The 12,219-nt window shown below is 73.6% G+C and carries 11 protein-coding genes; 1 reads left to right on the top strand and 10 read right to left on the bottom strand.

The features are described 5' to 3' along the window. Positions 1-63: 63 nt before the first annotated feature. From RKE29_RS02410 to RKE29_RS02365, 10 genes are all read right to left on the bottom strand, one after another. Positions 64-1,566 carry an FAD-dependent monooxygenase gene (locus RKE29_RS02410; protein ID WP_312003308.1) on the bottom strand — a complete coding sequence of 501 codons (1,503 nt, stop codon included), beginning with the start codon at positions 1,564-1,566 and terminating at the stop codon, positions 64-66. 2 nt (positions 1,567-1,568) lie between these two features. Continuing rightward, entirely contained in the window at positions 1,569-2,507 is a 939-nt protein-coding gene (locus RKE29_RS02405) for an aromatase/cyclase (protein ID WP_312003307.1), read from the bottom strand. Positions 2,508-2,566: 59 nt separating this feature from the next. Continuing rightward, positions 2,567-3,361, bottom strand: coding sequence for a 3-oxoacyl-ACP reductase FabG (gene fabG, locus RKE29_RS02400; protein WP_312003306.1), 795 nt, complete (start codon positions 3,359-3,361; stop codon positions 2,567-2,569). A gap of 53 nt (positions 3,362-3,414) precedes the next feature. Beyond that, positions 3,415-3,684, bottom strand: coding sequence for an acyl carrier protein (locus RKE29_RS02395; RefSeq protein ID WP_312003305.1), 270 nt, complete (start codon positions 3,682-3,684; stop codon positions 3,415-3,417). 54 nt (positions 3,685-3,738) lie between these two features. Continuing rightward, positions 3,739-4,953: a ketosynthase chain-length factor gene (locus RKE29_RS02390; RefSeq protein WP_312003304.1), complete on the bottom strand. Its 1,215-nt coding sequence runs from the start codon at positions 4,951-4,953 to the stop codon at positions 3,739-3,741. Continuing rightward, positions 4,950-6,218: a beta-ketoacyl-[acyl-carrier-protein] synthase family protein gene (locus RKE29_RS02385; RefSeq protein ID WP_312003303.1), complete on the bottom strand. Its 1,269-nt coding sequence runs from the start codon at positions 6,216-6,218 to the stop codon at positions 4,950-4,952. The genes RKE29_RS02390 and RKE29_RS02385 overlap by 4 nt, the downstream gene beginning before the upstream one ends. After that, positions 6,215-6,541 (bottom strand): TcmI family type II polyketide cyclase, encoded by a 327-nt coding sequence (locus tag RKE29_RS02380; RefSeq protein WP_312003302.1) that lies wholly within the window; start codon positions 6,539-6,541, stop codon positions 6,215-6,217. Before RKE29_RS02380 ends, RKE29_RS02385 begins: the two co-directional genes overlap by 4 nt. A 32-nt stretch (positions 6,542-6,573) precedes the next feature. Next, entirely contained in the window at positions 6,574-8,097 is a 1,524-nt protein-coding gene (locus RKE29_RS02375; RefSeq protein WP_312003301.1) for an FAD-dependent monooxygenase, read from the bottom strand. 310 nt (positions 8,098-8,407) lie between these two features. Continuing rightward, positions 8,408-8,848 carry a MarR family transcriptional regulator gene (locus tag RKE29_RS02370; protein ID WP_312003300.1) on the bottom strand — a complete coding sequence of 147 codons (441 nt, stop codon included), beginning with the start codon at positions 8,846-8,848 and terminating at the stop codon, positions 8,408-8,410. 161 nt (positions 8,849-9,009) lie between these two features. Further along, positions 9,010-9,672 carry a response regulator transcription factor gene (locus tag RKE29_RS02365; protein WP_312003298.1) on the bottom strand — a complete coding sequence of 221 codons (663 nt, stop codon included), beginning with the start codon at positions 9,670-9,672 and terminating at the stop codon, positions 9,010-9,012. A gap of 526 nt (positions 9,673-10,198) precedes the next feature. Between RKE29_RS02365 and dxs the strand changes: the two genes are divergently transcribed. Continuing rightward, a complete protein-coding gene (gene dxs, locus RKE29_RS02360; RefSeq protein ID WP_312003297.1) occupies positions 10,199-12,136 on the top strand; it encodes a 1-deoxy-D-xylulose-5-phosphate synthase in 1,938 nt (645 codons plus the stop codon). Positions 12,137-12,219 lie beyond the last annotated feature (83 nt).

Below are 12,219 nucleotides of genomic sequence, written 5' to 3'. Positions count from 1 at the left end.
GGGTGGAAAACTGATGGACTGAAGAATCGGAGGACTGGTGCGCGGGCGTGGCCGCGGCGGCGGTCACCGGTCGCCGAACCAGCGGCGCAGCGCGGCGCCGGCGTCCGACAGCCGGCCGTCGTCGACCCACACCACCCAGCCGTCCGGCCGGACCAGCAGGGCGCTGATCCCCGCCAGGTCGCCGCCGGCCGGGGCCGCGGCGGCGACCACGTCGACCCGGCCGGCCCAGCGCCGGGCGGTGGCGTGCAGCCCGGCGTGGCCGGGGGCGTCGGGCGCGAGGTCGAGCAGGACCCCGCGGGCGCCGCGCAGGAGCCGGGCGGTGCCGGACGGCCCGTCCCGGGTCAGCAGCCTGGTGGGCGGCAGCCGGGCGCCGACCAGCGGGTGGTGGGCCGGGCCGACCGGGTAGCGCACGTCGAGCCCGCTGATCCGGCCGGCCAGACGGGCCCGTACGGTGGGCAGGCCCAGCAGCTCGGCGGTGACCTGGCGCTGCGCCTCGACGTCGTGGCCGCCGAGCAGCAGCAGCGCCTGCGCGGAGATGTTCGCCAGCACCCGGGCGCCGACCGGCCGCCGCTCCTCGTGGTAGGTGTCGAGCAGCCCGGGGGCGGCCCGGCCGCGGACCTGGGCGGCGAGCTTCCAGCCGAGGTTGGCCGCGTCCTGGAGGCCCAGGTTGAGCGCCTGGCCGCCGACCGGCATCTGCACGTGCGCGGCGTCGCCGGCCAGCAGCACCCGGCCCCGGCGGTACCGGCTCGCCTGGCGGCTCGCGTTGCCGAACGCGTTGAGCCAGACCGGGGTGCCGCCGGAGAGGTCTTCGCCGGTGACCCGGGACCAGGCCTTGACGACTTCGGAGAACTCCGGCTCGCCGGCCCGCCCGGCGGGTGCCCGCCCGAACTCGTGCACCATGACCCGGGTGAGCCCGTCCGGCCGCCGGGAGGCGATGGCCAGGCCGTCCGGGAGGCGCTGGAAGCGGCGGTCGGGGATGCCGACGCCGGCGACGTCGGCGCGCAGCATCTCCCGGTCGGCGTCCCGTCCGGGAAAGCCGAACCCGGCCAGCTCCCGTACGGTGCTGCGCTCGCCGTCGCAGCCGACCAGGTACGCCGCCCGGAGCCGGACCGTACGGCCGTCGCCGGTCACCGCCTCGGCCTCCACCCGGTCGTGCCGGGCGGTGATCCCGGTCAGCCGGTGGCCGCGGCGGATGTCGGCGCCGAGACCCGCCGCCCACCGGCCGACGACCTCCTCGATCCGGGTCTGCGGGATCTTCCACTGGCCCGGGTACGGCGTGGGCAGCCCGTCCAGCCGCAGCGGGATGCCGCCGAAGTGGCCCACGGGGTCGTTCGGCGGGGTGCCGAAGTGCTCCAGCAGCCCGCGCTGGTCCAGCAGCTCCATGGTGCGGGCGTGCACCGTGGTCGCGCGGGACTCCGTGATCGGCGCCGCCCGCTGCTCCAGGACGACGACGTCCGCGCCCCCCAGCCGCAGCTCGGCGGCGAGCAGCAGGCCCACGGGCCCCGCGCCGACCACGACGACCTGGGTGCGCTCGGGCCCCTCGGGCCCCTGCCCCTCGCCGGTCACGGTCAGGCCCGGGACTCGGCGTAGGCCTTGGCGTGGCCGAGGGTGGCCAGGCTGTTGGTGCTCAGGGCCGCCTGCACGTAGTCCCGCGCCTCCTTCACGCCCGCGGTCTCGCCCAGCACGCGCGTGATGTTGGCGGTGTTGATGACCACGGTGTGCTGGGAGGTGGCGGTGACGCCGCCGCCCGGGGCCTCGGCGAAGGTCCAGCGGCCGGTGTGCAGGGTCATCAGCGCGGGCAGCGTGATCTGCTTGTAGACGATCCGGTGGTGCGGGAAGCACACGCGGACGGACTTGGTGGTGTGCGTGGAGCCGTCCCTGGCGCGGGTGTCCATCTCCAGCGTCTGGAGGCCCGGGGCGTGCTCGTCCAGGCGTACGGTGGCGACGTGCGGCAGGCGCTCGGCCCACAGGTGGGCCTCGTCGACGAAGTCGTACACGTCCTTGGCCGAGCCGTCGACGTGCACGGAGTCCTCGAAGGACAGCAGCAGGTCGGCCGCCGCGGTGGCCAGCTCGACGTTGGCCTTCAGCGCGGCCAGCTCCGAGCGGGAGTTGCGGTCGACGGCCTGGTCGATCCACGCCAGGCCGGCCGGGTCGTCGTCGACGGCGCGGTAGTCGTGCAGGAGGCGCACCCGGGACCCGTTGCCGGGCGCCGGTTCGATGACCCAGGTGCCGCCCATCGCGGCCACCGGCGGGGTGGACACCTCCTGGCGGAAGGTGATGCGGCGGGCGGCCGGGTCCAGGGTGCGGCGGGAGGTCCAGTTCTTCGGCTCGCCGTTGGCGGTCGCCCAGATGCGGATGCGCTCCTCGGAGCCGCTGCGCTCGGCCACCTCGACGTGGACGGTCGGGGGGAAGATCCGGGGCCAGTTCTCCACCTCGGCGATCAGCCGGTAGACCTCGGCCGCGGGCGCCTCGATGATGATCTCGTGTTCGGTCTCGCGCACGGTCATGCGGGTGTCTCCTCGGGTTCGCGGGAAGGGGCGGGGCGTGCGCGGGCTCGGCCGCGGCGTCAGAAGTTGCCGAGGCCGCCGCAGACGTTCAGCGCCTGGGAGGTGATGGAGGCGGCGGTGTCCGAGACGAGGTAGCCGACCAGGCCGGCGACCTCCTCGGGCGTGGAGTAGCGGCCGAGGGGGATCTTGGACTGGAACTTCTGCAGGATCTGGTCCTCGGTGGTGTCGTAGGCGGCGGCGTAGCCCTGCCGGACCCGCTGGGCCATGGGGGTCTCCACGTAGCCGGGGCAGACGGCGTTGACGGTGATGCCGGTCGGCGCCAGCTCGTTGCCGAGCGCCTTGGTGAAGCCGACGACGCCGTGCTTGGAGGCGGAGTACGGGGCGCCGAGCACGACGCCCTGCTTGCCGGCGGTGGAGGCGATGTTGACGATCCGGCCGCGCTTCTTGTGCCGCATGCCGCCGGTGGTGAGCGCCGCGCGGGTCATGCGGAAGACGCTGTTGAGGTTGGTGTCGATCACGTCGTCCCACAGCTCGTCGGAGAGCTCCGCGGTGACGCCCCCGCCGCTGCGGCCGGCGTTGTTCACCAGTACGTCCACCGGCCCGTACCGGTCCACGGCGGCCTGGACGAACGCGGTGACGTCGGCGGCCGACGTGACGTCGCAGGCGGCGCCGTCGACATCCAGCCCCTCTTCCCGCAGCTCCTTGACCGTCACCTCCACGCGCGCGGCGCCTCGGGCGCACAGGAACACCCGGTACCCCTGGCCGGCCAGCAGCCTGGTCACGGCCAGTCCGATGCCGCTGGTGGCCCCGGTCACCAGGGCGACCGGCGGTGCCGCTTGTGTCGTCGTCGTCATGTCCTTGTCTCCTTAACGGCTTAACGGCTTAACGGCTTGGCGGCGGGGGAGGGTCAGACGCCTCTCGGCGCCAGCAGGTGGGCGTTGACCAGGTCGACGAGCATGCGCGGGGTGCGCGCCTCGGACAGCAGCGAGTCGTCGAGGCTGATGCCGTACTCGCGTTCGATGCGGCCGCCGGTCTCCAGCAGGGCCAGGGACTCGTATCCCAGCTCCTCGAACTCGCGGTCGAGGATGTCTCCGTCGAGGTCGACGGACTCGTCGGCGCCGGCGCCTTCCCGGAGAATGCGCGTGAGATCGGCGAGAGTGAATTCCTGCTCGGACATGGGGATTTCTCTCCTCTGGTCGGGGAATGGCCGGGGAATGGCTGGGGAACGGCCTCAGTCGGCGGACCGCACGACGACAGCCGAGTTGAAGCCGCTGTAGCCGCGGGCGAGCACCAGGGCCGCGTTCAGCGACGCGGGCCGGGGCCGCTCGGTGACCAGGTCGAGGGCGTACTCGGGCGCCGGCCGGACGCCGGTGGTCGGCGGGATCACGCCGTCCCGGATGGCCAGCAGCGCGGTGACCACGTCCAGCGGGCCCGCCCCGGAGTTCAGCCGCCCGGTCATGGTCTTGGGCGCGGTGACCGGCACCTGCCCGGGCCCGAAGACGTCGCTGATCGCGGCGGCCTCGATCCGGTCCAGCTCCGGTACGGCGGCGGCGTCGGCGAAGACCACGCCGATGTCCGCCGGAGCCATCCCGGCGTCCTCCAGGGCGATCCGGATGGCCCGCTTCAGACCGGGCTCACGGCCGCTGCCCGGCCGGGGGTCGAACGTGGAGCCGTAGCCGGCGATCTCGCCGTAGACCCGGGCGCCGCGCTCCGCCGCGGAGGCGGCGTCCTCCAGGATCAGCAGGGCGCCGCCCTCGCCCGCCACGTGCCCCGCGGCGTCGGCGTCGAAGGGCAGGTACGCGGTGTCCGGGTCCTCGCCGGTGCTCATCCGGCCGGAGGTCAGCAGCGCCGCCCAGCCCCACGGGCAGACCGAGGCGTCCACGCCGCCGGAGACGATCAGCCGGCTGCCCTTGCGGATCTGGCGCCGCGCCTGCGCCAGGGCGTCCAGGCCGCCCGCCTGGTCGGAGACCACGACGCCGCTGGGGCCCTTCATGCCGTTGCGGATGGAGACCTGCCCGGTGTTCACCGCGTAGAACCAGGCGAAGGACTGGTACGCGCTGACGTACTGGCTGCCCTGGCTCCACAGCGCCTGGAGCTCCTTCTGGCCGAACTCGAAGCCGCCCGCGGAGCTGGCGGTGACCACGCCCATGTCGAACTGCCGCCACCGGTCCGGCTCGACGCCCGCGTCGGCGAGCGCCCAGTCGGCGGCGACCAGGGCGAGCCGGGTCATGTGGTCGGTCTGCGGCAGCAGCCGGCCCGGCAGGTGGTCGCGGGCGTCGAAGCCGGGGATCTCGCCGGCCAGCCGGGCGGGGTAGGGCTCCGGGTCGAACCGGGTGATACGGCCGATGCCGCTGCGGCCGGCCGTGGTGGCCGCCCAGTAGTCGCCGGTGCCCAGGCCGTTGGGCGCGGTGACGCCGACCCCGGTGACGACGACCGGCGCGCTCATGCCGGCACCTTTTCCGGGCGGGTGAGCACCATCGCGCTCTGGAATCCGCCGAATCCGCTACCGACGCTGAGGACGGTGTCGGTCCGCCACTCCCGGGCGGTCAGCGGCACGTAGTCCAGGTCGCACTCGGGGTCGGGGGTGTGCAGGTTGGCGGTCGGCGGGACGACGTTGTTCTCCATCGCCAGCACCGACGCGGCGATCTCGATCGAGCCGATCGCGCCGAGCGAGTGCCCGACCATCGACTTGATGGAGCTCATCGGGGTCCGGTAGGCGTGCTCGCCCAGGATCCGCTTGACGGCCGCCGTCTCGTGCCGGTCGTTCTGCTTGGTACCCGAGCCGTGGGCGTTGATGTAGTCCACGTCCGACGGGTCGATCCGGGCCTCGTCGAGCGCGGTGCGGATGGCCTCGGCCATCTCCAGGCCGTCGGGCCGCAGGCCGGTCATGTGGAAGGCGTTGCAGCGGGAGGCGAAGCCGGCGATCTCGCCGTAGATGTGGGCGTCCCGCCGCCGCGCGGCCTGAAGTTCCTCCAGGACGAACACGGCGGAGCCCTCGCCGAGGACGAAGCCGTTGCGGGTGCCGTCGAACGGCCGGGAGGCGTGCTCGGGGTCGTCGTTGCGGGGGGTGGTGGCCTTGATGGCGTCGAAGCAGGCCAGGGTGATCGGGGAGATCGGCGCGTCCGTGGCGCCGGCGATCATGATGTCGGCGGAGCCCTCGCGGATCAGCTCCACCGCGTGGCCGACCGAGTCCAGGCCCGAGGTGCAGCCGGTGGACACCACCGTCGCCGGGCCCTCCGCGCCGATCGACCAGGCCACTTCGGCCGCGAAGGAGCTGGGGACGAAGTAGTTGTACAGGTGCGGCGGGGCGTAGGCGTGGTCCACCAGGTCCAGCCGGCCGCCGTCGCTGACCACCCGGTACTCCTGGTCCAGGCCCATGGTCGCGCCGACCGCGCTGCCGATGGTCACCCCGGTGCGCGGCGCCTGGAGCTCGCCCGCCTCCAGGCCGCTGTCGGCCAGCGCCTCGCGGGCCGCGACCACGGCGAACTGCGCCGCGCGGTCCATCCGGCGGATCTCCTGCGGGGTCAGCCCGTGCTCCTCCGGGTCGAAGTCGGCCTCCGCCGCGACCCGGGAGCGGTACGGGGCCGGGTCGAAGAAGGTGATGCCGCGGGTCGCGGTGCGGCCCTCGCTGAGCAGGCTCCAGAAGTTCTTGGTCCCGAGGCCGCCGGGGGCCAGCACCCCGACGCCGGTGATGACCACGCGGCGGCTCACCGGGCGCTCCAGTGGTAGAAGCGGGTCGCCATGGCGTCGGCGGGCGACCGCCAGGTGGCCGGGTCGTACGCCTCGATGAACGGCTTGAGGTCGGCGCTGATCCGTACGAACGACGGGTGGGTCTTGGCCTGCTCGATGGCCTCGCCGCCGTGCTCGTCGTCGAAGTCCTGGAGGTGGAAGTACAGGCCCTGGTAGGAGAAGAGCTGGCGGCGGCGGGTGCCCATCAGGTGGGGCATCTCCGTCTCGTCGAACTTCTCGAACAGGCCGGCCACGTTCTGGCTCCAGCCGGGCTCCATCCGGGCCACGATCAAAGTGCTGTGCACGAGTTGCCTCCTTGGGATCGTGAAGGGGTCCGTCACGCCGTCGCGACGGCGCCGGCCGGCTCGGCGGCGGCAGCGGCGGGAGCGCCGAACCAGCGGCTCAGGGCGTCCGCCACGTCCGGGGCCGCCGGTCCGCCGACCCAGGCGACGTAGCCGTCGGGGCGGATCAGCAGGGCGTCGGCGCCGGACAGGTCGGCGTCCTCGGCGCCGGGGCGCTTGGCGGCGGTGACGGTGGCGGTGACCACGTCCACCCGGTCCGCCCAGCCGGCCGCCCGGACGCGCAGCGCGGGGTCGTCGGACAGGTCGAGCAGCACACCGCGGGCCGGGTGCAGCAGCTCCCGGACGGTGGTCGTGCCGCCGGCGGTGGACAGTTCCAGGTTCGGGGCGCGCAGGCCCAGCAGCCGGTGGTCGCCGGGACCCGCGGGGTAGCGGATGGACAGCCCGCTGACCATGCCGGCCAGGTGCCGGCTGACCTCGTCGTGGGTGATGAGTTCCGACATCACGTCGCGCAGCGGCTGCACCTCCTCGCCGCTGAGGAACAGCAGGCCCTGGGCCTGGGTGTTCATCAGCAGCCGCTTGCCGATCTCGTGCCGCTCCTCGTGGTAGCTGTCCAGCAGGCCCTCGGGCGCGGTGCCCCTGAGCGTGGCCGCCAGCTTCCAGCCCAGGTTGGCCGCGTCCTGGATGCTGGTGTTCATCCCCTGGCCGCCGGCCGGGAGGTGGATGTGCGCGGCGTCGCCCACCAGCAGCACCCGGCCGCGCCGGTACTCGGTGGCCAGCCGGGCGGCGTCGCCGAAGGCGCTGAGCCACAGGGCGGTGCCGCCGCCGATGTCCTGGCCGGTGAGCCGCTGCCAGGCACCGGCGACCTCGTCCCAGGCGGGCGGCTGCGTGCGGCGCCGGGGCGGGGTGCCGCGCTCGCAGACGATGATCCGGGTGACGCCGTCGCCCAGCGGGCCGGCCATGACCATGCCGCCGGGCACGGTCTCCCCGATCATCCGGGTCTTGATCTCCACGCCCCGGACGTCGCCCAGGAACATCTCCATCGTCGAGGCGGTGCCGGGAAACGCGAAGCCCGCCGCCTTGCGCACCGCGCTGCGCCCGCCGTCGCAGCCCACCAGGTAGGCGGCGCGCAGGCGGCGGGGGCCCGCGGGGCTGTCCGCCTCGACCGTGACGCCCCCGCCGTCGTCCTGAAGTCCGGTGAACTCCCAGCCGCGCCGGATGTCGGCGCCCAGCTCGGCCGCCCACTCGCCGAGCATCTCCTCGGTACGGGCCTGGGGGATGCCCTTGGCGCCGCCGGCGTTCGGGACCCCGAGGACGGCGAAGTCCACAGGCAGGCCGCCGAAGTGGCCGAGGTCGGTGGTCTCCACGTCGCCCAGCCGGGGCATCAGCCCGCGCTGGTCGAACGTCTCCAGCGTCCGGGCGGTGAACCCGAGCCCGCGGGACTCGCCCGTCGGCTGGAGAAGCTTTTCCAACACGATGACCCTGATTCCGGAAGTCCTCAGCTCACCGGCGAGAAAAAGTCCTGACGGGCCGGCTCCGATGATTATGACGTCGGCGTCCATTCAACTCTCCAAACGGCGGTCCGGAAATGGAGGCGCAGGCTGGGCCATTCATTCTGAAGGGCACTCCGGAAATCATTTCCGTTCCCGCGTGCAGCCGTCAACAAGTCGTTTGGAACTCTTGGATGAACTAGCGAAAATCCGTCGTCAGAGCGTTAGGGAAAGGGAAGGGAAATGTAAGGCGCAGGAAAATTCGGCAGCTCGGGAGCCGGTCCGGAAGGCCGGGAAGGAGCGGACGGGCGCCCGGGTGCGCCACACGCTGAGACGGCCCCGCCGGGGTGCCCGGCGGGGCCGTCTCGTAGGTCGGGGGAGGTCAGCCCCGCGGTACGGAGAGGAGGTTGCGCTCGATCCGGCGCAGCAGCCGCAGGACCTCGGCGCGCTGACGCTCCGACATGCCCCGGGTGGTCTGCTCCTCCAGCTCGGCCCACGCGTCCTTGACGGGGCCGATCAGACCGCGGCCGGCCTCGGTGAGGCAGACGATCACCGAGCGGCCGTCGGTCGGGGAGGGCATCCGCTCCACCAGGCCCTGCCGCTCCAGGCGCTGCACGGTGCGGGTGACGGTCGAGGCGTCCAGCCGCAGCCCGTTGGCCAGGTCGCTCAGCGACTGGCAGCCGGAGTCCGACAGGCGCATCAGCAGCAGCTCCTGCCCCGGGTAGAGGCCGAGCTTGGCCAGGAGCGGGGCGGCGGCGCTCCAGTGGGCCCGAGCGATCCGCGCGATGAGGAGACTGATCTGCCCGCAGTCTTCCATCAGCATGCCTTCCACCAGCCCCTCAACCGCCGAGCCCTACCGTGACAGTATCAGGCACGACGGCTGTACCAGGCACGGATACGTCCCGGCAGGGGCGACCCGGTGGCCCGCGGCCGGCCGCCGCGAAAGGACGCACCGGTCACCCGTCACCCCTCACCCGTCACCCCTCACGCGTCACCCATGCGGAAGCCGATGCCGCGCACGGTGCGGATCCAGGTGCGCGCCCCGAGTTTGGCGCGCAGGCTGCTGATGTGGGTGTCGATGGTGCGGCTGCCCCGGGGGCAGTTGCCGTTCCAGATCTTCACCGTGATCTCCTCGCGGGACACCACCGCGCCGGGACGCGACGCCAGCATGCGCAGCACCTCGAACTCCTTCCTGGTCAGCAGCACCGACCGGCCGTGCAGCCGCACTTCGCGGCTGGCCAGGTCGATGTGCAGCGGCCCGCGGAAGATCACCTGCCCGGGCTCGGCCGCCCGCGGGCTGACCCGGCGCATCACGGCCTCGATCCGGGCGACCAGCTCCCACTCGCCGTACGGTCCGCTGACGCAGCTGTCGGCGCCGGCCTGTAGGGCCAGGACCCGGTCCAGCTCCGTGCCGCGGTCGATGGTGGCGATCACGGGAACCTGGCCGGCGCCCCGTATCTCCCGGCACACGGTCAGGCCGTCCAGGTCCGGCAGCTCCAGGGCGAGCAGCACCAGATCGGCGTCCGCGTGCGCACCGATGGCCTCGGCACCGGTACGCACCGTGTCGACGTGATAACCGTGGAGTTGCAGAAACCTGCCGAGTGATCTACCGACTTCTTCGTCCTGCTGGACAACGAGTACACGCACCACTGGCCCCCAGCCCTTTTATCGCACCGCTTGCCCCGGGTGCGCCGCGGCCGGGCCGAAGCCCTCCGGCCGCGCACCGGCAAGCACCCGGTTCGATCAGTCCGAATCGGGTGGACATTCTTGGGGGGTGGCAGCCTATTTCCGTCATGTATTCCTCGAAACTTTGGCGCGAAACTACCGGGAAGTCCCGGGCGCGTCCCGGGCTCGCGCCCCCCCGCCCGGAATTACCGGCTCCGCCGCCGTCCCCCGCCGGACGGCCCGCCCTCCCGTGCGTACGGCCGTCCGCTCACCCGCGCGCGCGGCCTACGCCCCCCGCGCGGACAACCCCGCCGCCGCCCGCGCCCGTCCCCGCCCGTCCGCCCGTGCGTACGGCCGTCCGCTCAGCCGCGTACCGGAGCGCGCGCCCGGCCCTGCCGCTCCCGCGCGTGACACAGCTCGCACCGGCCGCGCTCCCGCGCCACGGGCGGAACATTAGACTCATCGGACCGGCACGGCACGACGCGCTCACGAGCTCAAGGAGGCACGGGTGGAGCTGCTGACCCGTATCACCGGACCCCGCGACCTGGACCGGCTCGGTCCGGGAGAGCTGGTGGCGCTGGCGGGGGAGATCCGGGCCTTCCTCGTCGACGCGGTGTCCCGGACGGGCGGCCACCTGGGCCCCAACCTCGGAGTGGTCGAGCTGACCATCGCCGTGCACCGCGTGTTCGACTCCCCGCGCGACCGGGTGCTGTTCGACACCGGCCACCAGGCCTACGTGCACAAGCTGCTCACCGGCCGCCAGGACTTCTCCAAGCTGCGCGGCAAGGGCGGCCTGTCCGGCTACCCCTCCCGCGCGGAGTCCGAGCACGACGTCATCGAGAACAGCCACGCCTCCACGGTGCTGGGCTGGGCCGACGGCCTGGCCAAGGCCGACCAGCTGCTCGGCCGCACCGACCGGCACGTGGTCGCGGTCATCGGCGACGGCGCGCTGACCGGCGGCATGGCCTGGGAGGCGCTGAACAACATCGCCGCCGCCAAGGACCGCCCCCTGGTCATCGTCGTCAACGACAACGAGCGCTCCTACGCGCCCACCATCGGCGGCCTCGCCGACCACCTGGCCACCCTGCGCACCACCGACGGCTACGAGCGCTTCCTCGCCCGCGGCAAGGAGATGCTGGAGCGCACCCCCGTCGTCGGCAAGCCGCTGTACGAGACCCTGCACGGCGCGAAGAAGGGCCTGAAGGACTTCATCGCCCCGCAGGGCATGTTCGAGGACCTGGGCCTGAAGTACGTCGGCCCCATCGACGGCCACGACGTCGAGGCACTGGAGTCCGCGCTGCGCCGCGCCAAGCGCTTCGGCGGCCCGGTCATCGTGCACTGCCTCACCGAGAAGGGCCGCGGCTACCGCCCGGCCCTGGAGGACGAGGCCGACCGCTTCCACGGCGTGCCGCCCATCCACCCGGACACCGGCCTGCCCCGCTCGCGCGGCGGCGCCGACTGGACGTCGGTGTTCGCCGACGAGATGGTCCAGCTCGGCAGGCGGCGCCGCGACGTGGTCGCCATCACCGCGGCCATGCTGGAGCCGGTGGGCCTCGGCCCGTTCGCCAGGGAGTTCCCCGACCGGGTCTACGACGTGGGCATCGCCGAGCAGCACGCCGCCGTCTCCGCCGCGGGCCTGGCCACCGGCGGCCTGCACCCGGTGGTGGCGCTGTACGCCACGTTCCTCAACCGCGCCTTCGACCAGGTCCTGATGGACGTGGCCCTGCACCGCTGCGGCGTGACGTTCGTCCTCGACCGGGCCGGGGTCACCGGCAGCGACGGGCCCAGCCACAACGGCCTGTGGGACATGTCGGTCCTCCAGGTCGTGCCCGGCCTCCAGATCGCCGCCCCCCGGGACGCCGACCAGCTGCGCGCCCAGCTGCACGAGGCGGTCGCGGTCGGCGACGCGCCGACCGTCGTGCGCTACTCCAAGGGCGCCGTGGGCCCCGCCGTACCGGCCGTCGCCCGGGTCGGCGGCATGGACGTGCTGCGGCGGCCGTCGGACGGCCGGGACGCGGACGTGCTGCTGGTGTCCGTCGGCGCCCTCGCCCCCATGTGCCTGGAGATCGCCGACCTCCTCGACAAGCAGGGCATCTCCGCCACGGTCGTGGACCCCCGCTGGGTCAAGCCCGTCGACCCCGCCCTGCCCGGGCTGGCCGCGCGGCACCGCGTGGTGGTCACCGTCGAGGACAACAGCCGGGTGGGCGGCGTCGGCTCCGCCGTCGCCCAGGCCCTGCGCGACGCGGAGGTGGACGTGCCGCTGCGCGACTTCGGCATGCCGCCGCGCTTCCCCGACCACGCCTCCCGCGCGCAGGTGCTGGCGGAGGCCGGGCTGACGGCGCCGGACATCGCCCGGCAGGTCACCGGCCTGGTCGCCGGGATCGACCGGGCCGAGGGCCCGTACCCGGCCGACCCTCAGGCGGCGGCGGAGCCGGTACGGGACTGAGACGGGCGCGCGGGTACGGGCCGGGCCCGGCCCGTACGGCCGGACCCGGCGCTTGGCGGTGGCCGCCCGCCCACCCGCCCACC

Origin of the sequence: Streptomyces sp. B1866 (assembly GCF_031932565.1) — a bacterium.
Classification (GTDB): Bacteria; Actinomycetota; Actinomycetes; order Streptomycetales; family Streptomycetaceae; genus Streptomyces.
The sequence above is the reverse complement of the archived record's forward strand: the minus strand, read 5'-3'. Positions and strand labels throughout refer to the sequence as shown.

Bases quoted from the DNA above. Each gene is read 5' to 3' on its own strand.
- RKE29_RS02405 (WP_312003307.1), bottom strand. From the start codon at position 2,507: ATGACCGTGCGCGAGACCGAACACGAGATCATCATCGAGGCGCCCGCG.
- fabG (WP_312003306.1), bottom strand. From the start codon at position 3,361: ATGACGACGACGACACAAGCGGCACCGCCGGTCGCCCTGGTGACCGGG.
- RKE29_RS02395 (WP_312003305.1), bottom strand. From the start codon at position 3,684: ATGTCCGAGCAGGAATTCACTCTCGCCGATCTCACGCGCATTCTCCGG.
- RKE29_RS02390 (WP_312003304.1), bottom strand. From the start codon at position 4,953: ATGAGCGCGCCGGTCGTCGTCACCGGGGTCGGCGTCACCGCGCCCAAC.
- RKE29_RS02375 (WP_312003301.1), bottom strand. From the start codon at position 8,097: ATGGACGCCGACGTCATAATCATCGGAGCCGGCCCGTCAGGACTTTTT.
- RKE29_RS02370 (WP_312003300.1), bottom strand. From the start codon at position 8,848: ATGCTGATGGAAGACTGCGGGCAGATCAGTCTCCTCATCGCGCGGATC.